Here is a 21572-nt window from a genome sequence, read left to right as displayed (position 1 = left end):
TTAAATGCACACGTTAACATTTTATGTTATAAATCTACTTAGGGGCGAACCATTTCACTCTCTTCTACTTCCTTAAAAGCAAAGTACTCCTTTGCATTGAGGTAACAAATTCTTTGTACAATTCCTCCCAGTAATTCGATGTCATGGGGAACCTCACCATTTTCCACCCACTCACCAAGTAAATTACATACAAGTCTTCGGAAGTATTCATGCCTTGTATAGGATAAAAAGCTTCTCGAATCTGTGAGCATCCCAATAAAACGGCTAAACAAACCTATATTAGATAAAGCCTTCATTTGATCAAGCATTCCATCCTTTGTATCATTGAACCACCATGCCGTGCCAAATTGTATTTTCCCAGGAATCTTTCCATCTTGGAAACTATTTATAACACTTGCAATTACCTGATTATCAACTGGATTTAATGAATAAAGAATGGTCTTGGGTAGCTTGCCATGACGATCTAACTCGTCAAGAATCCGTACTAATGGCTTAGCGATTTGATCATCGTTAATGGAATCATAGCCTGTATCAGGACCAAGCAAGCGAAACATTCTTGTGTTATTATTACGATTTGCATTGATATGAAATTGCATTGCCCAATCTAGATCTGCATAAAGCTTCCCTAAAAATTGAAGTGTAAAGGTTTTGAACTTTTTTTCCGCTTCAATAGAGATTTGACTTCCAGATAATCTTTGGGCAAAACCTTTAGCAACCTCTTCAAAGCTAGCCTCCTCATACACCATTGAATCCAACGCATGATCGGAAACTCTACATCCTACTGATTCAAAAAAATGGACTCTAGATTCTAGTGCAGCTAGATAATCCTCATAGTTTTCAATATCTATACTTGAGACCTCAGAAAGCTTAGCCACCCAATCTACGAAGCCTTCACGATTGATTTCCAATCCCTTGTCAGGACGAAAACCTGGAACGACACGAACAGGAAAATCCTTTTCTTCCTGTAACAAAGTATGATATTCTAACGTATCTACTGGGTCATCTGTCGTACAAATCACTCTTACCCTAGACTTAACGATTAACTCTCTGACACGAAAATCTTCTTCGTTCAGCAATGTGTTTACTTTTTCCCATATATGTGGGGCACTCTGTTCATTTAATATGTCATAAATACCAAAAAATCGTTGAAGCTCTAAATGAGTCCAATTGTACAATGGATTTCCAATCGTCATTGGTACAGTTTTTGCCCACGCAAGGAATTTCTCATAGTCTGATTTATCTCCCGTTATATACTCCTCAGAAATTCCATTCGCCCTCATTGCTCTCCACTTATAATGGTCTCCGTAAAGCCAGGCCTCGGTAATATTGTTGAATTGTTTGTTTTCATAGATTTCCTTCGGATTTAAGTGACAATGGTAATCGATGATTGGCATTTCTTTTGCATAATCATGGAATAACGTAACAGCGGTATCATTTTTCAATAAAAAATTACTTCCCATAAACTTTTCCATATGTTCACATCCTTTTTTTGTTAACGTTAACATTTTGCATCCATCTTTTCAAGAATAAATTATTTATCATTGTTCATTTTCTTAATAATCCCATAGAGAAACCAACCAAAAGAATTGGTTGGTAAAGTGAACGTTCCTTAAGATTCCATCGTTACATGAAATTCTTTTTCTTTTAACAAACTAAATAGTTCTTCTATATGCTCATTATTTTTCGTTTCAACCGATATGTCGAGTTGTGCGTAGCCTGGATATATATTCTTTCCCATATGATGGAGATGAACATCTTGAATATTGGCGTCTAATTCTGTTATCGAGCTGATCACGCGTTGAAGTTCTCCTGGCTTATCTTTTAAAATGATGGAAAAGTTCGCATACCTTCCTGACTCAACAAGTCCTCGTTCAATAATCCTAGATATAAAATGGACATTTACATTGCCTCCACTTAAAACAGCCGCAACCTTTTTATTTGTTATATTTATTTTTTTATATAGTAATGCAGCAAGAGAACTAGCTCCCGATCCTTCAACTAGCAGTTTGCTTCTTTCCAAAAGCATAAGCATCGTGCGTGCAATTTCCATTTCGTCAACACACACTATATCGTCTACATATTTCTGGACTACTTCAAAATTACTTACACCTGGTTTTTGTACAGCGATTCCATCTGCCATTGTAGGTGATGATGTAATAGCAACCGGTTTTTGTTCGAGTAACGATTGCTTCATACTCGGACAAGCTAGTGTTTGAACACCATATACGGCTATATTAGGATTCTTTTGCTTCACAGCCATTGCAACACCAGCAATAAGTCCCCCACCTCCAACAGGACAAACAATCGCCTCTACTTCAGAAAGCTGGTCAAGAATCTCTAGTCCCACCACGCCTTGCCCCGTAATCACTTTCTCATCATCAAAGGCATGAATAAATGTAGCACCTTTCCTATCGTTAAGTTCTAACGCGTAAGCAAGTGCTTCATCGAACACATTTCCTTCTAATATCACCTCTGCCCCGTACTGTCTTGTTGCTAGTACTTTACTGAGAGGTGCTCCCTTTGGCATCACAATCGTACATGGAATCCCAAGCATTTGACTCGAATAGGCAACACCTTGAGCGTGGTTCCCTGCAGAAGCGGCTACCACTCCTTTGTTTAATTCCTCTTCTGATAAAGAGATTAGCTTATTATAAGAGCCCCTTACCTTAAAGGATCCAGTCTTCTGTAGATTTTCTAATTTTAAAAATATTTCATTTTTAGCTAAATCACTAAACGTTTTCGAGTAATCCAAAGGAGTTTCATGTACAATACCCTTCATCTTTTCTCGCGCAATAATGATGTTATCTAGGTTCACCTATAACTCCTCCTAGTTCCTACTATTTAGTAGTAGGATGTGCATCAATAATGGAAATATGTAGTGGCTAGCAGCTCATCAAAATCCTTCATAAATTCTTATAAGAAAGTATTAGATTATATTATAATTAATTTATTTTTTACTAAAATTAGTCTATAATAAGGATAGATCATCCATATATTAAAAATAAGCATGTGCTATGAACACATGCTTACCTATAACAATGCATAATCGCAGAATGTGCGATTGGCAATCAACAATTAGTTTACTTATACAAAGTAAAGCCCACCTGTTCCGGCCAAAGATACAGGGTGGGTTTTACTTTTTTATTTTATCAATTAAAAGTACGATTAGAGTTACCAACGCTACTATGAACATTGCTGAATCTAAATCCACGCTTGTCACCTCCCATAAGGAAGGCTCAATCGCCCCACCCTGCAACTATGCAATTGTCTTCTCTATTATACCATACCGAACATACGTTTTCCCTTTGAGTTGTTAAATTTTTGTAGGTCCATTTATTCAAATTAGAAAAGAACCTTTATCGAACAGATTAAAGGTTCTTCCTATAGTAACTCTCTATTCCTAATTTCCTATAATGTTCAATTAACTAAACACTGGCTCTTTTTCGCTTAGACAAAGTGTCTCTGCTGTTGAAAGATGAACTTCCCGCAAGAGCTCTCGGTTTTCCATTAGTGGCAATCCATATGAAGGGATCATTTCTTTAATCTTTGGTTCCCATCCAGTTATATATTGTGGAAAGCATTTTCTTAGTATCTCAAGCATGACTTGAACGGCAGTGGAAGCACCTGGAGACGCACCTAGTAATGCTGCAATGGAACCATCTTCAGAAGTAATTACTTCCGTACCAAACTGAAGCGTTCCTTTGCCTCCGTCTTCTGTATCTTTAATCACTTGTACACGTTGGCCAGCCACTATTAAATCCCAGTCCTCGCTTTTAGCATTCGGGATAAATTCACGTAACTCCTCCATACGCTGTTCTTTTGATAACATCACTTGCTGAATCAGGTATTTTGTCAATGACATTTCTTTTGCACCTGCAGCCAACATTGTTAAGAGATTATCCGGCTTTACAGAGGTTACTAAATCAAATACTGAACCCGTTTTTAAAAACTTGGGTGAGAAACCAGCAAAGGGTCCAAATAGTAAAGACTTTTTATTGTCTATAAATCTAGTGTCTAAATGTGGAACAGACATAGGCGGAGCACCAACCTTCGCCTTTCCATATACTTTTGCATGATGCTGCTCTATAACCTTCGGATTATTACAAACCATAAATATTCCACTTACTGGAAAACCTCCGATATGTTTTCCTTCAGGAATACCGGACTTTTGCAATAAATGTAGGCTTCCTCCTCCACCACCAATAAAGACAAATTTCGCCTTATGGTGTTCAACTGTACCACTTTCGAGATTCCGAACTTTTAATTCCCACAGTCCATCGCTAGTACGTTTTATATCAGTCACACTATGATTGTGGTTTATATGGACATCTTTACTTTCTAAGTGAGCAAATAACATACGCGTTAATGCACCAAAGTTAACATCGGTTCCGGAGTCAATTTTGGTAGCAGCTACAGGTTCATGCGTAGAGCGGTTTTGCATAATAAGGGGGATCCATTCCATCAATTTCTCCGGATCCTCAGAAAATTCCATTCCTTGGAATAATGGATTGTTTGACAGCGCTTCAAATCGTTTCTTTAAAAATTCAACATTCTGTTCCCCTTGCACTAAACTCATATGAGGCAATTGTCTGATAAAATCCTGTGGATTATGTATCAGACGATTTTTTACAAGATAAGACCAAAACTGCATTGAAACCTGAAACTGTTCATTAATATTTATTGCTTTACTAATATCTACAGACCCATCCGGTTTTTCCGCCGTATAGTTTAGCTCACATAATGCGGCATGCCCCGTTCCCGCATTATTCCATTCGTTCGAGCTTTCCTCTCCTGTCTTTGAGAGCTTTTCAAACACTGTAATTTTCCATTCTGGTACTAATTCTTTCAGAAGTGTTCCCAACGTAGCGCTCATGATTCCGGCACCAATTAAGAAAACGTCTGAGGTAGTTTCTATTTTTCTCATTTTTACCTTCCTTACATCCTAAATTCGCAGAAAGGATGTGAGCGCCACTTATGAACACACCTTTTCTGTCTTTATCCTAATCCTATTATAGTCTATTATAATGAATTATAGATTAAAATATCTAGTATTATCTGATAATTATAAATTGTTTCAAGCAAAAAAAAATGAGAACTTCCTAAAAAAAGCCTGGAAATACACAATAATTCTGCTTAATTTCTCATCTTTTAATATAGTTTATTCGCATACTTATACAATATAGAACTAGTTAATGTTTGAACATATAACTATTGCAAGATACTGGTTATAGAAGTATAAGGAATCTTTAACACATAGTTCACCGACGCACTAATCCACACAAAAAATAGCCTTTGCAATGTGTGCAAAGGCTTATTTTCTTAACCAATAGGTCGTTTAACTTCTGTTAAGAAGGGTTCATTCATTTTGATTAAAGTGTCGTTAACGAAGGCTCCAATTCTTCCTCCGTCATTCATTTTTCCGCTCCTGGTTAGTAATTCCCACTCTACTAATTGATTGGAATGATCTACAATCAACTTACAGCGGTCATAACGTTTTTCCATAAAGATTCGTAAGGTCTCTTGAATATCTAAATCATGGTTTAATATATCTGCTAACACAATGACATCCTCAATAGCGATAGAAGCTCCTTGTCCAAGATGTGGTGCTGTGCCATGTGCTGCATCTCCAACTAGGACAACGTTTCCTTTATACCATGGACTTTCAACAAAATGGCTGAAAATTGGTCGATATACGACAAGTGCTGGATCTATAATCATGTTTCTTGCTTCCGCTATAATTCCACTAAATTCAGTAAGCCTTTCCTGGAGCAGTACATGTAATTGATCGTTCGGAAATTTAGGGTTATCGGGTTCATGAGTTGTAACTAGAAGATACATTTCATCTTCAGACATGGGAACTAACCCTGCTTTAGCCTTCTGACCATAATAGAATAAACCTTTGTCTACTTCTTTAGGTCTAGGAAGTGTATATCGCCAAACTCCCTGACCACTATATTGCTGGGTTATTTCTCCAAACAACAATTGCCGAACTTTAGAATTACTTCCATCCGAACCAATTACCAAATCATAGGTTGCAGTTATTCCATTGCTCAATTCAACGGAAACCCCTTCTGTCTTATTTTCAAGTTGATTAACTGTTGTTCCCATATAAATTTTTGTTCCAATTTCTTTAACAGCTTGAATCAAAATATGATGTAATTTCTTTCTAGAAATTCCGTTAACTCCAGGATATCCCTCAATGGTTGGGGATGGTCCATAGAACATGAAGTGCCCTGACCCAGTATAGTAATCAAACCCAGAATAAGACGTTCCTTGTTCCATACAAGCTTCTGCTAATCCAATTTCGTTCAGCGCCCTTAGAGCATTGGGCGGTTGAATGATTCCAACCCCGTATACATCCCATTCTAACTGTTTTTCAGCTATTTCAGCCTCAATACCAATTTTATGAAGTGCAATGGCAGCGGCTAACCCGCTTATCCCACCACCAACTATAAGTACTTTTTTTACATATTGATTTGCCATAGCTAAGGACCTCCTCAATATTCATTTAATAGCTTTTGTTCACCTTCATTTCGTTTCATCAATGATCGCAACCGCCCTAGTCCACCCAGCACTAGCTCCTTTAATTTTCACTGGGAAAACAGATACCTTAAATCCAAATGAAGGCAGCTGTTCTAAGTTGGCTAGTTTTTCAATCTGACAATATTCTTTTTCTTTACCTGCAAAATGGGCTGCCCATAACACCCCAGGACGTGGGTTGTTCAAATAATCTGTTGCCTGAATAGATAAAGGAGTGTCCCAGCCCCATCCGTCTGTACCCATCACCTTTATTCCTTGCTCAATCAACCAAAGTGTGGCTTCAGCCGTTACCCCAACATGAATTTCACTATAGGAAGGTTCATATCTTTTTTTATCTGCATCACAACGAATCATCACAATATCATAAGGTTTTAGCTGATAGTTCATTTCCTTAAGCTTCTCTTGTAAATCTGCAACCGTTACTGCATAGCCTGCCGGTTTATCTGTGAAATTAAGTACTACCCCATCATTAAAAAACCATTCTAAGGGCATTTCATCAATGGTACGGGCCTGTTTACCCTCAGATGTAGGCCAGTAATGCCATGGTGCATCTACATGAGTACCAGCATGACTGGTTAAAGAAAGGAATTCTCCAGCCAAGCCCTTCCTCTCGGGAAAATCGTCTGGAGTCACCCCCACTAATTTGGCTCCGAATTCCGCTCCTTCCTCATGTGTTTCATAACGAATGGAAAAAGGAAGAGGATCCTTTAAATCCTCTTCAATTGATACGCTCAGGTCCACTATTCTCCTCATAAGCTCCCCCTTACCATATTCAAATGATTTTATTTGTAAGAGAACCAAGGCCAGTAATTGTGAGTTCTAGCTCATCGCCAGGTTCTAACCAGCGATGAACCTCTGTCCCTAGCTCCATCAGGCATCCAAATCCAACTGTGCCTGAACCCATAATATCTCCAGGGTAAAGAGTCACATCCTCGGAAGCTCGCTCGATCATATCACCAAAGGTATAATAAATATCTTTAAAATTTCCTCTAGAAAGAACTTCCCCATTCACCTTTGCCGTCATCTCTAAATCAAAACGTTGCCCCACTCGGTGTGGTTCAAGTTCGTCTTTTGTTACAATGTAGGGACCAATAGATGTGGCAAAGTCCTTCCCTTTTGCAGGTCCTAATAACACCTTCATTTCTTTCATCTGAATATCTCTTGCTGACCAGTCATTTAAAATGGTATAGCCAAAAATATAATCCTCCGCCTCACTCGCTTTGATATTTTTCCCTTCTTTACCAATCACACAAGCAAGCTCAAGTTCATAGTCGAGACGTACACATTTTGAAGGTCGTTTCACTTCTTCATCTGGACCCTTCATGGCATTTGGATTAGAAAAGTAGAAGATCGGCATTTCATACCATTCCGGTGCCACTGTATCACCCGAACGCTTGGTTGCATTCTTGACATGCGTTTCAAAGGCAACAAAGTCTCGAAAACTAGTTGGATTTGGAAGTGGAGCTTTTAGCTGTATATTATTTAAATTAATAGAAGGGAGATCTTTTGTCTCTAGTAATGATTGAACAACCGGTATATATTGGGATTGATTTTTAAGGAAATCCGCCATGGTTTCTGGAAGTTCACCATTAGAGGCAGAGTTTAGATCAATCACAGAGTCATTCATCAGAATGCCTGCCCTTTGTTGTTGTTCTGTATTGATAAATGTGACAAATTTCATTCCTTTCCCTCCTAACTATTTTGCTAGTTGCTCCTTCAGCCAGTCATACATTTCGTAGGTTTCTGTAACATTGTCCACCTGACAATGGGATGAGCCTGGACTACTTGCTGGAATGATTTTTAACCAACGAGGACAGGTTAGATCATTAAATACATTATGGGCATTATCAACGGTATTTTGTCGATCATCCTCCCCATGTACGATATAAGTTGGCATCTGAATCTTCTCGGCTATTCCCCTTAGGTTATAGTGTTGCAGCTTCGCTCGTGCTGCAGGCATATCTTCTACGCCAAATATGTGTTGGAGAATTTTTGCTAATGGGTGATGATCCGGTCGTTTTTCCCAGACATCATTATAGTCATACACAGCACCCCAAATCGCGCATGCTTTGAATCTCGGTTCAAACGCTGCACATCTCGCCGCCATATAACCTCCCATGGAGACAGCCATAATTCCAATTCTATCTGGGCCTACATCCAAGTTTTCCACGGCCCATTCATATGCTGCTGTTCCCGCAAGATTATAGTCATGGCGAGAATGAATATGATGAAGACGAATTGCTCCTCCTTGCCCAGGTCCATCTACTGCCAAAAGAGAAATTCCTCTTTCGTTCAAAAATTGAGCTGGTCCATAATATAGCTCTTCAGCGGTTGAATCCAGACCCCCGAACATAATCATTAATGGTCCTCTCTTCTGGCCAGGTGCTTCGAAAAAATATCCTGGAAGTACAGCATGCTCGAATGGAATATTAATCGCCTTTGGGGGATTCGGTAATAACTCCCCTCCCTTTCTGAAGGAATCAACTGCTTTTAAATAGGTTGGTAGTTTTCTATTGTCATCTGGCTGAAGGAAAAATTCAGAGCAACGATAATAGTTTGCTGCACGTAAATATCCTGATCGAGCTGTTTCCTCATATCCTCTATCCATCGCGTCATTTGCTGTTGTTAAAGCTTTATTTCCCAGTCTCATCCATTCTTGATGGAAGCTTTCGAAATCTCCCACCTTCATTCGGCTAGCAGCGTCAAGTATTTCATTTACCTCACCGCCCCCAAAATAGGATTGACTAATCATTCTTACCACTTGGTAAGACCACATATAATTATCCGGAAAAAAGTGCCACATTATAAATCATCCCCTTACTTTTGCTATTACTTAATAATTTTCCCCGTCGCATCCCATGGCATTTCTCTTCCCCAAGCATCGTTCGGGTTCTCTGATAGACTCCATCTATATGGACCAAAATCAGGCGCAAACACGAGATGTGCTCCTGCGTATAATTCAAATCTGTTACCACCCGGCTCATCAACATAAAAGAAGAAACCTTCTGCAAGTGCATGACGTGTCGGTCCACCCATCGCTAGGTTGTATCCGCTTTCAATAATATGGTCAGCAGCTAATAATACCTCTTCTCTACTTTCCACCGCATAACAAACATGGTTAAATCCACCTGGTTTTCCCGTATGAGATTTCAAGAATGCTATATCATGAGAAAGATTGGTAACAGAAAGCCACGCACCAATTTCTGGACTTGCAGGTTCGTTTGCATCCAAGAAAATGCCTTCATTGTAACGGAATCCAAGATTTTGATAGAATTCACGATCCTTTGTGACATCATTGCTGTGTAGAGTGATATGATCAATACGACGTGGTGAAATTCCTCGACCAGGATTCTTTTGTGGGCGATTTTTCCACTTACTTTTTAATACCGTAGGTACTTCGTACATCTCCACATCCCAAAAAATCTCTTCTAAATGTCCATCTGGAGAAGTGAATTGATAGGCACGACCATGACCTAGATCGCCTTCAATCCAGCCTTTTCCTAGTCCTAGCTTCTCAATATGAGCCGCAGCCTCCTCAAGAGCCGCAGGACTATCTGCTCTCCAACCAATATGGCCTAATCCAGGTTCTTCCCCTGCAGTAATCTTTAAACTGTGATGATAATGTTCTCCCCATGCCCGGAAATACACAGAGGTATCCGTACGATCAGATTCCTCTAATCCAATAATATTTTTAAAGAAATCAGCAGACTCCTCTAATTTCGGACTAATTAATTCAACATGAGCCAAATGCGAAAAAAAGTGTGGATTTTTGTACATAACTTCCCCTCCTAGAATGATAATTTCCCACCATTAAGTGGTTTATTAACTTTATTATAGAGGTTTCCGTTATTGAAAACGTTTACTTTTTTATCCTAATTCATATGATTTTTTATCTTTTTCTAAATATTTATACAACTCTTGAAAATCCTCTTCCTCAATGAAATCGTAACTTGCCACTCCGCCTAATCCAGCTGGACGAATCAAATGATACTTATTTATGTGTTTCTTTCTGTATTGGTGAGGGGTCGTGTGGAATGTCTCTTTAAACAACTTGTGAAAGGAATTAAGATTTGGAAAGCCGCACTCAAGTGCAATCTGAATGATGGGCCAATCGGTTTCTAATAAATATCGAACCGCATGCTCTAGGCGGATACCATTGATATATTTTATAAATGTTTGTCCCATATGCTGTTGAAAATATCTTGAAAGGTATGGTGGTGAGAGTTCCTCCGTTTCAGCCAGTTCCTGTAGCGTAATTGGTTTTGAATAATGCTGCTGTATGTAATGGGTTAAACGATTCATACGTTCTATATCTTTTTTAGTATGTAAAACTATATTTTTCTTTTCCATCTTAAAATTAGTCATTAGATTATAAACTATATCTAATAAAAGAGAATGAACCTTTATATCGTAATGATCACTTTTCTTTTTCACTGTAAATATCAGCTGAGCAAGTAAAATTCGAAGGAGGTTATATTTGTGTTGTTCAGTATGATAGAGAGATTGGCAAATGAAGGATTCCTCTTCGATAGTACTATAGAAGTTTTTTATAAAAGCAATAGGAATCTGAAGGATTAATAGTTTATTCTCCTGATCTGATTCTACCCCGTGTACTTCATTACTATTTATGAGCAACAGGTCATCTTCTCTAAGTACATACTCTTCTTTCCCTACATAAACGTGAACTTGGCCTTTTAACACTAGTAACAGTTCGATTCTGTCGTGCCAATGCATGGCCACATACTTTACACTGGTCATCATTACAAACACAGGGACTTCGTCATTAATTACAACACTCTCATAAGGATATTTCATAAAAGGCATAGCCTCCGATTCAATAAAGATATTCCTTATTTATATACTCAGTTTGTTGAAGAAATCCTTTATTTTGGATTGATAAATTTAGATCATTAAAGGTTTTAGCTAGCTTGAATAGCTAAGTCCTAAACGGGAAAAATTAGATTATTACTTTTTTCGGGAGATGTTTGAAAATGGCATTTGAGAAAGGGCTCACTCAATCTGAAAAAGCTTTTAACCAGTATACTGAAATCAGTTCTATATTTGCAAAAATAGTATCGGAAGAATTTATCCTTACATGGCAATGGTGGCTAGGTTTCGCCCTATTTATTATCCCATGGTTTGTCTGGTTTGTATTTAGGAAGAAAGATAGTACAGGGCGTCTTCTTTTATGCGGTTTGATGACTATCATATTGTCACTAATAATAGACCTTGCTGCGTTATCTTTAGGACTCTGGTCGTACCCGATGGTAATCATCCCTTTAGCACCTTTTCTATTTTTACCCTATCACTTCTCTTTAGCACCTGTTGCGGTGATGTTTGCAATACAAATAAAACCAAAAATGAATCCCTTATTAAAGGGAGTTATATTCTCAGCCCTTGCTGCTTTTGGCGGAATGAATCTCTTTGATGCTATTGATTTTTATAATCCTAAAAATTGGTCAACTTTGTATGATTTTATTATTTTTTTAACCCTTTACTTTACTGCCTATTGGCTTACAAAGATTGATAGCTATAATAAATTAGATAATGGATAAAAATTTTAGCATTCCGTATAAACTCAAGAAACATGAAAAAGACTAAAATATAAAGAGGCTTGGGTCATGAAAATAATAATAAAATAGAAACAAGTATTATACCTGCAACCATCCCTACGGAAACCCATGTCACTACCTTTGATGTTGGGAAATTACGCTTCACTTGATTTTCAACATTATTCTTGCTCATAGTGATTTCCCCTTAGTTTTCTTACTTTCTTCCATGATAATTTGAGAATGATAATCATGAAGTGAAACAAATTACAGTTGTGAAAAAATCATTAACAACTTTACTAATGTAAATAAAAAAAGGTGCCTTCACTTTGGTTGGCACCTTTTCTTGGATTGTTAGCTAGATAAAGTAAATTTATCAAGTATATATAAATTAGTACGAGAAAAAATAAACGTAACCTTTAAAAAGGAGTTATAAAATGCAGAAATTTATCGAAAATTTAGATTTAGGAGCAAAGGGCTTATGGTTTCCTGTAATCATAAGTATTTTATTAGCTACAACTGCCCTTTTTATCCGTAAAAAAAATATCACTTGGAGGGAAATCTATATTACATTTGGAGTTGTAGGATTTGTTACTTGGTTTAGTGATGGCATGATTGCTAGGGTCATTGACATGTTTGATATTGGTCACCCCAAAAAAGCTGGCCTTGGAGATATTCTCAGTTATACCTTTATACCAACCTCACTTTCAATTCTTTACTTAAATTACCTTACAAGGAATAATAAGTGGCGATTGACAATTGGTTTTACTTTTCTTTCACTCTTAGTAGAATTTGGGATGATCCACTCTGGCTATATGAAATACAAAGGATGGAATTGGTATATTTCGATTTTAACTTTCCTTCTAGCATTCGGTTATTTATTACCAAAGCATATTTCTATTATTAGGAGTGATAGCAAGTAATGTCTTAAACACTAAAAAAGGGCCATTGATTTAAAAAAAAAACAAAAATGGCCATTTTTCTTGCTTTTCTTTCATTGGGTTTATCTACATTTTTACTGACTCTGAGTTTACTGGGTTTAAAGTTGTTATAAATCTTTAAAATAATGTGAGACCTCCATCAATGTTTTCACATTATTTTAAGACTAAACATAACTAAATTTTAATTGCTCTACGTTTTGAAACCAATGGCCTACCATTCTTCCAAATCACTTCTACATCCATGTTGAGAAAATGAGACAGATTAGAACTTGAAATCATTTCGTTTGTTTCTCCGGCCGAAAAAACCTGTCCTTCTTTTAGTAACAACGTTTTATTAAAAATAGGCAGGATTTCTTCTACATGGTGAGTTACATATATCATAGTTGGAGCCTCTTCTTTTGTAGAAATCTCTTCAATCGTTTCTAGAAATTGTTCACGTGCAATGAAGTCTAAACCGTTCGTTGGTTCATCGAGAATTAGTAGAGATGGATTGTTCATTAAAGACCGAGCAATAAGCACTCTTTGCTTTTCACCTTGTGAGAGAGTTTCATAGTTACGATTTGCATATTGGATACAACCAAGCTCTTTTAATAAGGTGATGGCCTTTTCTCTTATATTATCTGTTGGAGTTTCGTAAAGACCAATGGACGCATAGGCACCGCTTAATACGACCTCAAAGGAATTATCCCCTGGGTGGAATTTTTGTTGAAGCGAAGATGATACAAACCCTATTTGCTTTCGTAGCTCACCACCAATAGGATCCTTACCAAATTCTTTCCCTAGCACACTGACTTTCCCTTTTGTTGGAAAATAGTAGGCATTTAATACGTTTAACAATGCCGTTTTTCCCGCACCATTTAATCCAAAGAGCACCCAGTTATCCCCTTTATGAATGGTCCAATTTATTTGCTGTAATATCCATTTTTCCCCTCTTATTAACGAAACATCTTCCATATGTAATACCACCCTAGTTACTCCTTCCCGCCTTCAATTACCGTTATATTATCACATTATTTAAAATTTTGATTACTGAAAAACAGCAGGTTCTCAACCTTAGATTGAGAACCTGCCTTTTTTAATCTACTCTCTATCTCTTCCTTGTTCAAAGAAAGACGGTTTAACTTGGTTATTCTTCTTCGTAACTTTATCCTTTACGGAGCCTTTGCCTTTCTTTGCTACTTCTGAACCTACCGAAGCAAAGATGCTGTTAGCTAATAGACGGTAGCTATACTGAGTATGTGCTCTAAAAGCTAGGTCATTAGCAAATAAAGTGATATTTGTGTCCTCAAGATTTTGAGTAAAGGCTAGAGTTTGACCTTTTGCCTTTTCATGACCAGGCCACCATCCAGCAACATAGAAGTCGTCACTAGTACTAACGGTCGCCAAGACCTCTGCCTCTTTAGGAACAGAAGTAATCCAAGCCCCGTTGGTAGTATACAAAAGTTCATCAGTCTGATAACCAGCAGTTAATTGATGATCATTCACTTTTGCTTTTAACAGCCCTTCGTGACCAGGGCTTGTGTAATCCCACTCATACCCTTCAAGCAAACCGCTATTTTTCACAGCATTAAGCGCATAAACACCCATACCTACATACGATTTCCCTGCGAGACTACTTGCATTAAAGGTACTACCATCACTGACAACTACATCAGCATCTGCCTGACTTACAACTTCAAACCCCAGCTCCTTGACAGAGAATAATAACTGGGCAGAACCCGTGACAGCTACTTTAGGAAGAGTTAATTTTTCTGTTTTTACATTTTGTGTCGTACCGACTGGTGATGCTTCATAGTAAAAGTCATCATACCCAGCTAAATCTTTTGTACTCACAATATAGTCACCTTTATTCACTTTGCCCTTTGTTTCTATAGCTTTTTCAACGACTTTCCCGTCTCTTAATAGCTCATTTACTAGCTTCACTGTATCATTATTTGTATTTGATAACACTTGCTTTGGTGTTTTTCCAACCACTTCACCTGTAGGTAAAGTTACATGATCTACTTCTGTTGTTTTGTTATCAAAAGCATTTGACACACGAACTTCATCAATATCAAACCCTCTTAAAGCTGGGAAGTTAACAACGATTGGGTCATACATGGCTCCCCAATCAGATACATCGTCACCTTTGTAGAGCATAGCATTGGCCAATCCACGTTTTGCTTGATTCATAGGAACCACATACGTCCCTTTTGGATATGTGACATCATTTACTTCTGTGTTTGTTGTCGTTTGTTCGACCTTCACACCGTTACGAAGTAGATATTCTACCATTTTTGTCGCTTCAAGTGCATTTTTTTGCTCTTTCTCATCTGCTGGAATGACATAGTATTCCGGGAAGAAGTTATCATTATCTCCCCTTACACGACCAATTGATTCCCCGTTAGCATTGACGAAGTATTCATCAACCGCACGATCATCCTCCCCGTTCACACCACGTTTGAAGATCTCAAGCTGGTTTTTGTACAGTACATCCTTGTTTTCAGTAACATAAAGCGTGGCACCTAGACCTGTACCATACATAGCATCATATCCATTTTGACTTAATGCTGGTGTTTCAATGGTATGTCCCAATGAACCGTGCAGCATCGCATACATGGCTGTATAGGCAGGTGTCATATCGTCCCAACCATCACCGTAGTCAAGTGCTGGAATTTCATAAGAGTTATAAGCAGAGTTACTGATCCCTGCTTTCCCCATCACATGAGCTTGTTCAATCATATTGCCGTAAAGTAAATCATACTCAAAGTTCGGGTTATGTGGAGGGGTAGTTGGTTCAATTAAGAAGCCACTAACGTACCCATGCATATCAAGAAAAGAAAGTGGAGTCCACTTTGCAATTTCTTGCGTTACTTCCTGTGTTTCAATTTGTGTTTGGTAGTGATTATCACGATTTAAGTCAAATCCATTAGCATTTGCTCTTGTGTTAAGTACTCTACCATCAGGATTGTTCGTAAACATGTATAAAAAGATGACATCATCAAGAACTTCATCCACATTCAATGTGACTGGTTTTTCCTGATTGTCAACAACCGTTTGAAATGTGACTTCCTCTTCAATGGCAAATTTCTTAAATAATTCAACCTGTGCATCCACACCCTCTACTTCATCAGGATGGATATTGTTTATCCATACGGGAACTTGGTAATCTCCCATCGTTCCATTTTCAAGCTTTTCTAATAAGCTATCAGGATTTTCTAATGCGATTGGTAAAGTTTCATTCAAATACTTATCAACTGCTGCTTTATCTCTTGCTAAAATGACAAAATGCAGGTCACGGCCTTGTACAGTTTTACCTAGACTTTGGTACTCTAGATAACGGTCATTTGCCGTATTTGCTTCCTCGAATACTTGATCAATGGTTGGCTTTAACTCTTCATAGAAATGGAATTGATCATACACATTCAGTTTTACAGTTTTGGCAGCCTTCATTTGGCTAGCTGGGTTCACCAACGCCAATTCATAGTCTCCAATAAATTGTTGGTATTGCGTACGGATTGTACGGTTTGATAGATTGTCTCTATCATATAGAAGACCAAACTCTAATGTTGCCTTAATGGCTGTTGTGCCATCTACGAAATGTGGCTCTTCAATCACCTTAATAAAAGGTTCACCATCATAATTGGTCCCTCTTGTCCACTTTTTCCATTCCGAGAGGCTTTTTCCTCCAAACTGAAACTCTAGTTGACTTAAATCGACATTTGCTCCAAAATCCGCTTGAACTTCTACTGTTCTAGCCTCCGTCAGTGAGAATAAAGACCTACTAGTCTCTAACTCTACCACATCGTAGGCATCTGCCGTTTCAGTAGCAAAGACAGGAAACGAAGCCTGTGTAAATAGGGCTAAAACTAGTAAAAACGCTAGTAAAGCCGTAAACCTCTTCTTCATAAAATCATCCCTTCTATGTATATAATAGACTACCAAGTTAACGTAACAGAATATTCGGAAAACAAACAGGGGATTTAGTTCGATATACGAAGGGAATTTATCGACAAATTCCGCCTTTCACATTGGATATAGTATTAATTACTAGTTCATAAGTCACTATGAAAGGGGTGTTTGTTGATTTCCCTATATTTCCACATAAATTAACCCTCTTCCAAAATAGGGAAGAGGGTTATGAGCTTATCTCTCTACAATATACACACGTTCGGGACGGCCAACCGTCCCGTATGCTAAATCTGCTTCAATTTGTTCAATCGATACTAGATGTTCGAGGTATCGACGTGCTGTTGTTCTACTAACACCAATTTCTTTTGCCACGCTCTCCGCTGTTAATCCTACTCCTACTTTCCTTAATACCTCTAAAACTTTTTCAAGGGTAAGTGGATCAATTCCCTTTGGTAACAGCGATCGATCGTTACTACTAGTTACTTCTACCTCTTTTCGTAAAAGACGATCAACCTCTTGCTGTGTAATAAGCGTATTTTCTTTTCCTAATATAAATAGTTTTTTATGGAAGTCTTGATATCGTTGCAATGCTTGTTTAAAGCGATCAAAGACCACAGGTTTAATCATATAATCGAATACCCCTATACTAATCGCCTCTTGAACCTTATCTAATTCTTTTGTCGCAGTAATCATAATTACATCCGTATGTTTCTCTAACTGTTTCGTTTCTTTCAGCAAGTCCAATCCATTCATATCCGGAAAATAAACATCTAATAGGAGCAAATCCGGCTTCAAGATATCAATCAATGTTTTTGCTTCTATATAACTAGCCGCAATCCCAACCACCCGAAATCCCTGTATTTGCTCTATAAACCGCTGTTGTATCTCAGCAATTCTAAGATCATCTTCGACAATTAGCACTTCGATCTCACGGTTGCCCATCGTTTACTCCCCCTATTTTTTCGGTATTGCTACGGTGAAAATCGTGCCCTCTCCTAACTGCGACGAATATGTAATTGTTCCACCAAGAGTTTCAATTTCCTTCTGAACTAGACTCAGTCCAATCCCTGCATTATTCTTTGTGTTCTTGGTTGAATAACCTTCACGAAAAATCAAATCGCTTTTCCCACTATCAATACCCTTTCCGTTGTCTTCCACTTCAATAATTAGATCTTTTCCAAGATCAGTTAGAAAAAGGGTAACATTTTTCTCTTCCTTCTCATTGCCCCTTACTGCTTCGAAAGCATTATTTACTAGATTCCCAATAATAGTGACTAGCGAATCCCTATTTATCTCATTGGGAATATCTTTAAAACTACTCTCTCTATCTACAAGAAAGTTCACTTTCCATTCACTCGCCAAGCTTATTTTTCCTAGGATAAATCCAGCAATAATGGGATCCGGAATTTCCTTCATTAGAAATTGAACGAATCCTTGGGCAACATCCACTTCATGAGATATAAACTCAATCGCTTCCTTATAGGACCCTAATTGGATTAATCCTAATAGAGTATAAAGGCGGTTCGAGTACTCATGTGTTTGTGCTCGTAATCCCTCCGCGTAAGATCTTACATGGGATAATTCCTGAAGTAGCTGTGCGAGCTCAGATTTATTCCGCAAGCTTGCAACCGCTCCTATAACGTTACCTTTTTTATTATAGATTGGGATACGATTAGCCAAAAACACAGACCCGAAAATCATCATTTCCTGGTCGTATTCCGCCTTCCCTGTTCGAGCCACACTCAGAAGATTTGTGTTTTCTAAAACCTCTTCAATTCTTTTTCCCCTGAGTAAAACCTTATTAGGTACCTTCAAAATTTTATGAGCCGTTTCATTCACTACTGTAATTCTGCCATTTGTATCTATCGCAATAATTCCTTCATGAATCGATTCCAATATGGCATGTTTCTCCTGATACATCCAAGCAATTTCTTTTGGTTCTAATCCAAACATCGCTTTTTTGATGTTTAAAGAGATTAAGAGAGCTGCTAAAAGTCCCCCTATTAATATAAGGAAGGTAACTAAAAAAATCTTTTTCTGTATTTTTGCCACCTTCATCTCTATATCTGTCTGAAGATAACCGACCGACACAACACCAATAACTTCCCCATTCTGATAAATAGGTGTTTTCCCCCTTAGTGATGGCCCTAATGTTCCCGTTGACTCTGAGATGATTGATTCGCCGTCAAAGACGCGAATGTTATCCCCTCCCACCATCTTCTGCCCTAACCGTATAGGGTTAGGGTGAGAATATCTGACCTCATCTAAGTTCCCGATCACAATAAATTCTGCCCCTACTTGCTTACGAATGCTCTCTGCAATAGGCTGAATAATAGCAGCTGGATCTTCCGTCCCAAAAGCTTCTTGTATTTCCGGTATAATTGCAACGGATTGGGCTACGGATAAAGCTTTTGAACCTATTTCATTTTTTAAGTTAGATTCCATTATCTGTTTAAATGTATATCCAAACAAGCCACCAATCACAACAATAACAATAAAAATCCCGAGCATTAACTTCGTATGTAAACGCATCCAAACACCTCTATTCTCATTATAATAAAAAAACTCCTTAATAATAAGGAGTTTTCGAACTATTTCAAATAATTTATCCTTCTACATTAATAATGACTTCCTTTCCTCTTCTTTTCAATAGGAATGGAATGAGCAGCCAAAGTAATGTAATCAGTAGAAAAGCAAGGGAAATGGGTCTGGTCAAAAACACACTGAAATCTCCATTTGAAATCGTTAATGCTCTTCGTAAATTATTCTCAACCATCGGTCCTAATACTAATCCTAGTACAAGGGGCGCGATGGGATAATCATTTTTGCTTAAAAAATACCCGAAAATCCCACATCCTAATAACAGCAATAAATCATAGGTGGAAACTTGAACCGCATATACACCAAAAATCGAGATAGCAATAATAATAGGAATCAAGAATTGCTTGGGTGTTTGAATAATTTTAGCAAACACTTTCACCAATGGAAGATTTAAAATTAATAGCATTAAATTCCCGATAAACATACTAGCAATTAGTCCCCATGCTACCTGTGGATGGTCTTCAAATAATAACGGACCAGGTTGGACGTTATACATCATCAATGCTCCCATTAATATAGCTGTGGTTCCTGAACCCGGAATACCAAGCGTTAATAACGGGATCATTGCACCACCCGATGCTGCATTATTTGCAGACTCCGGCGCTGCAACCCCTGCAATGGATCCCGTACCAAACTTGGAAGGGTTCTTAGAAATCTTTTTTTCCAGAATATACGAAAAGAAGGAAGCGAGCGTCGCACCTGCTCCAGGTAATATTCCCACAAAAAAACCTAGCACCGAACCTCGAGCAATCGGTCCTGCTGATTCCTTTAATTCATTCTTGGAAGGAAGTAAGTTATTTATTTTTGCGATGTGAACATCATCATCTTCCTTCTCTAAGATCGTCTTGAACACTTCACCTAGAGCGAACAAACCAACAGCAATCGTTAAAAACTCAATCCCCTGATAGAGCCATGGAACATCAAATGTAAATCTAGCAATCCCTGAGACACTATCAATACCTATCGTCCCGAGAAGTAACCCGCAAATGGTCATAATCAATGCCTTTGTAACAGATTTCCCTGCTAAACCGCTAACAGCGCCTAGCCCCAGTAACATCAGAGAAAAATATTCTGCTGGTCCAAACTTCAGAGCAACAGCTGACAATGGTTTGGCTAAAGCAATGAGTGCGACAAGAGTGACAATACCCGCAACAAAGGAACCAATCGCTGCAATCGATAACGCACTTCCCGCTCTTCCCTTTTTTGCCATTTGGTACCCATCTAAAGTCGTTACTACAGAAGAGGATTCCCCTGGTGTATTTAATAGAATCGAAGTGGTCGATCCTCCATACATCGCTCCATAGTACACCCCAGCTAGCAGAATGATGGCACTTGTAGCTGCTTGCTCTGGAGGAAGCCCACTTGTAATGGATGCAGTAACTGGAATCAGTAGTGCTACCCCACTCATAGGACCGATTCCAGGTAGCACACCTACGGCCGTTCCTATTAACACCCCTACAAAAGCAAATGCGATATTATACCAGATTAGTGCTGTTCCAAAACCTTGAAATAGATAGTCGAGTGTGTCCATGCGTTATTCTCCTCTCTACACCTTTCATAGCTAAAACCAAATTGGCCAGCCAGGAAGAGTTCCTTTTAACACTTGTACGTATAAAAAATAGACAAGTCCTGAAAAACAAGCGGATATGATGATAGACTTTACCCATTTTGTACGTTCCATTGTTTGAAAACAAACAAGGAGAAAGATAAAAGTGGTAATGACGTACCCAACCGTTTCCAACGTCAAAATATAAATCAGCGTAGCAACAAAGATAATAAGAAATGGCTTGTACTGGAGCTTCTCCTTTTCACCTTGATGGTTCCTAGTCATAACGGTTTCGTAAAATAAACGAATACTTAAAAGGACAAGTAAAGCACCGAGAATGAATGGGAAAATATCAGGCCCTACAGAACTTCCATATGAAGAGCTAGCAAGATTACGACTTCCGATGATAAACAGAACTCCAATTGCGAGAAACAGTACAGAAGCAATACGATCGAATTTAATATCCATTGGTACTCCCCTTTCAAAAAGCAGAAGGGAGAAGGA

18 protein-coding genes are annotated in these 21572 nt (G+C 38.2%); 2 read left to right on the top strand and 16 right to left on the bottom strand.

The genetic code is table 11. The features are described 5' to 3' along the window. Nucleotides 1-38 precede the first annotated feature (38 nt). The 9 genes from uxaC to BKO01S_RS11930 form a co-directional block, all read right to left on the bottom strand. A complete protein-coding gene (gene uxaC, locus BKO01S_RS11970; protein ID WP_066054082.1) occupies nt 39-1472 on the bottom strand; it encodes a glucuronate isomerase in 1434 nt (477 codons plus the stop codon). A 137-nt stretch (nt 1473-1609) separates the two neighbouring features. Next, nucleotides 1610-2779, bottom strand: coding sequence for a threonine ammonia-lyase (ilvA, locus tag BKO01S_RS11965; RefSeq protein WP_066054079.1), 1170 nt, complete (start codon nt 2777-2779; stop codon nt 1610-1612). A 642-nt stretch (nt 2780-3421) separates the two neighbouring features. Next, the gene (locus BKO01S_RS11960; protein ID WP_066053912.1) at nt 3422-4924 is read right to left on the bottom strand and encodes a malate:quinone oxidoreductase; all 1503 of its coding nucleotides are present in this window, start codon (nt 4922-4924) and stop codon (nt 3422-3424) included. Between the two features lie 395 nt (nt 4925-5319). Beyond that, the gene (locus BKO01S_RS11955; protein ID WP_066053909.1) at nt 5320-6483 is read right to left on the bottom strand and encodes an FAD-dependent oxidoreductase; all 1164 of its coding nucleotides are present in this window, start codon (nt 6481-6483) and stop codon (nt 5320-5322) included. Between the two features lie 45 nt (nt 6484-6528). Next, nucleotides 6529-7293: a cyclase family protein gene (locus BKO01S_RS11950; protein ID WP_066053906.1), complete on the bottom strand. Its 765-nt coding sequence runs from the start codon at nt 7291-7293 to the stop codon at nt 6529-6531. 19 nt (nt 7294-7312) lie between these two features. Further along, nucleotides 7313-8221: a fumarylacetoacetate hydrolase family protein gene (locus BKO01S_RS11945; RefSeq protein WP_066053903.1), complete on the bottom strand. Its 909-nt coding sequence runs from the start codon at nt 8219-8221 to the stop codon at nt 7313-7315. A 15-nt stretch (nt 8222-8236) separates the two neighbouring features. After that, nucleotides 8237-9343, bottom strand: a complete 1107-nt coding sequence (locus tag BKO01S_RS11940) for an alpha/beta hydrolase family protein (RefSeq protein WP_066053900.1) — start codon at nt 9341-9343, stop codon at nt 8237-8239. 26 nt (nt 9344-9369) lie between these two features. Further along, entirely contained in the window at nt 9370-10317 is a 948-nt protein-coding gene (locus BKO01S_RS11935) for a VOC family protein (RefSeq protein WP_066053898.1), read from the bottom strand. A gap of 90 nt (nt 10318-10407) precedes the next feature. Next, complete coding sequence (locus BKO01S_RS11930; RefSeq protein ID WP_066053895.1) at nt 10408-11355, bottom strand: helix-turn-helix transcriptional regulator; 948 nt, start codon at nt 11353-11355, stop codon at nt 10408-10410. Nucleotides 11356-11531: 176 nt separating this feature from the next. Here BKO01S_RS11930 and BKO01S_RS11925 point away from each other — a divergent pair, with 176 nt between their 5' ends. Continuing rightward, a complete protein-coding gene (locus BKO01S_RS11925) occupies nt 11532-12095 on the top strand; it encodes a CBO0543 family protein (protein ID WP_066053892.1) in 564 nt (187 codons plus the stop codon). Nucleotides 12096-12159: 64 nt separating this feature from the next. Here the strand turns inward: BKO01S_RS11925 and BKO01S_RS25015 are convergent, their stop codons facing one another. After that, nucleotides 12160-12285, bottom strand: a complete 126-nt coding sequence (locus BKO01S_RS25015) for a hypothetical protein (RefSeq protein ID WP_269748517.1) — start codon at nt 12283-12285, stop codon at nt 12160-12162. 241 nt (nt 12286-12526) lie between these two features. Between BKO01S_RS25015 and BKO01S_RS11920 the strand changes: the two genes are divergently transcribed. Next, on the top strand, nt 12527-13012 hold the full coding sequence (locus tag BKO01S_RS11920; protein WP_066053886.1) for a hypothetical protein: 486 nt from the start codon (nt 12527-12529) through the stop codon (nt 13010-13012). A gap of 192 nt (nt 13013-13204) precedes the next feature. On the opposite strand, the gene BKO01S_RS11915 is transcribed toward BKO01S_RS11920, so the two are convergent. From BKO01S_RS11915 to BKO01S_RS11890, 6 genes are all read right to left on the bottom strand, one after another. After that, the gene (locus tag BKO01S_RS11915; RefSeq protein WP_066053883.1) at nt 13205-13996 is read right to left on the bottom strand and encodes an ABC transporter ATP-binding protein; all 792 of its coding nucleotides are present in this window, start codon (nt 13994-13996) and stop codon (nt 13205-13207) included. Nucleotides 13997-14110: 114 nt separating this feature from the next. Further along, nucleotides 14111-16918, bottom strand: coding sequence for a M14 family metallopeptidase (locus BKO01S_RS11910; RefSeq protein ID WP_084362051.1), 2808 nt, complete (start codon nt 16916-16918; stop codon nt 14111-14113). A 237-nt stretch (nt 16919-17155) separates the two neighbouring features. Next, nucleotides 17156-17863 carry a response regulator gene (locus tag BKO01S_RS11905; RefSeq protein WP_066053880.1) on the bottom strand — a complete coding sequence of 236 codons (708 nt, stop codon included), beginning with the start codon at nt 17861-17863 and terminating at the stop codon, nt 17156-17158. Between the two features lie 12 nt (nt 17864-17875). Continuing rightward, nucleotides 17876-19453, bottom strand: coding sequence for an ATP-binding protein (locus BKO01S_RS11900; protein ID WP_066053877.1), 1578 nt, complete (start codon nt 19451-19453; stop codon nt 17876-17878). Nucleotides 19454-19526: 73 nt separating this feature from the next. Beyond that, nucleotides 19527-21053: a tripartite tricarboxylate transporter permease gene (locus BKO01S_RS11895; RefSeq protein WP_066053874.1), complete on the bottom strand. Its 1527-nt coding sequence runs from the start codon at nt 21051-21053 to the stop codon at nt 19527-19529. 30 nt (nt 21054-21083) lie between these two features. Continuing rightward, nucleotides 21084-21536, bottom strand: a complete 453-nt coding sequence (locus BKO01S_RS11890) for a tripartite tricarboxylate transporter TctB family protein (protein ID WP_066053871.1) — start codon at nt 21534-21536, stop codon at nt 21084-21086. Nucleotides 21537-21572: the final 36 nt, after the last annotated feature.

Origin of the sequence: Robertmurraya korlensis NBRC 107688, from assembly GCF_001591645.1 — a bacterium.
Taxonomy (GTDB): domain Bacteria; phylum Bacillota; class Bacilli; order Bacillales; family Cytobacillaceae; genus Robertmurraya_A.
This window is presented reverse-complemented; position numbering and strand designations above follow the sequence as displayed.

Excerpts from the sequence above, each read along its gene's own strand:
- BKO01S_RS11900 (WP_066053877.1), bottom strand. The coding sequence starts at position 19,453 with ATGCGTTTACATACGAAGTTAATGCTCGGGATTTTTATTGTTATTGTT.
- BKO01S_RS11910 (WP_084362051.1), bottom strand. The coding sequence starts at position 16,918 with ATGAAGAAGAGGTTTACGGCTTTACTAGCGTTTTTACTAGTTTTAGCC.
- BKO01S_RS11960 (WP_066053912.1), bottom strand. The coding sequence starts at position 4,924 with ATGAGAAAAATAGAAACTACCTCAGACGTTTTCTTAATTGGTGCCGGA.
- BKO01S_RS11890 (WP_066053871.1), bottom strand. The coding sequence starts at position 21,536 with ATGGATATTAAATTCGATCGTATTGCTTCTGTACTGTTTCTCGCAATT.
- BKO01S_RS11905 (WP_066053880.1), bottom strand. The coding sequence starts at position 17,863 with ATGGGCAACCGTGAGATCGAAGTGCTAATTGTCGAAGATGATCTTAGA.
- BKO01S_RS11920 (WP_066053886.1), top strand. The coding sequence starts at position 12,527 with ATGCAGAAATTTATCGAAAATTTAGATTTAGGAGCAAAGGGCTTATGG.
- BKO01S_RS11940 (WP_066053900.1), bottom strand. The coding sequence starts at position 9,343 with ATGTGGCACTTTTTTCCGGATAATTATATGTGGTCTTACCAAGTGGTA.
- BKO01S_RS25015 (WP_269748517.1), bottom strand. The coding sequence starts at position 12,285 with ATGAGCAAGAATAATGTTGAAAATCAAGTGAAGCGTAATTTCCCAACA.
- uxaC (WP_066054082.1), bottom strand. The coding sequence starts at position 1,472 with ATGGAAAAGTTTATGGGAAGTAATTTTTTATTGAAAAATGATACCGCT.
- BKO01S_RS11955 (WP_066053909.1), bottom strand. The coding sequence starts at position 6,483 with ATGGCAAATCAATATGTAAAAAAAGTACTTATAGTTGGTGGTGGGATA.
- BKO01S_RS11950 (WP_066053906.1), bottom strand. The coding sequence starts at position 7,293 with ATGAGGAGAATAGTGGACCTGAGCGTATCAATTGAAGAGGATTTAAAG.
- BKO01S_RS11895 (WP_066053874.1), bottom strand. The coding sequence starts at position 21,053 with ATGGACACACTCGACTATCTATTTCAAGGTTTTGGAACAGCACTAATC.
- BKO01S_RS11945 (WP_066053903.1), bottom strand. The coding sequence starts at position 8,221 with ATGAAATTTGTCACATTTATCAATACAGAACAACAACAAAGGGCAGGC.
- BKO01S_RS11930 (WP_066053895.1), bottom strand. The coding sequence starts at position 11,355 with ATGAAATATCCTTATGAGAGTGTTGTAATTAATGACGAAGTCCCTGTG.
- BKO01S_RS11925 (WP_066053892.1), top strand. The coding sequence starts at position 11,532 with ATGGCATTTGAGAAAGGGCTCACTCAATCTGAAAAAGCTTTTAACCAG.
- BKO01S_RS11935 (WP_066053898.1), bottom strand. The coding sequence starts at position 10,317 with ATGTACAAAAATCCACACTTTTTTTCGCATTTGGCTCATGTTGAATTA.
- ilvA (WP_066054079.1), bottom strand. The coding sequence starts at position 2,779 with ATGAAGGGTATTGTACATGAAACTCCTTTGGATTACTCGAAAACGTTT.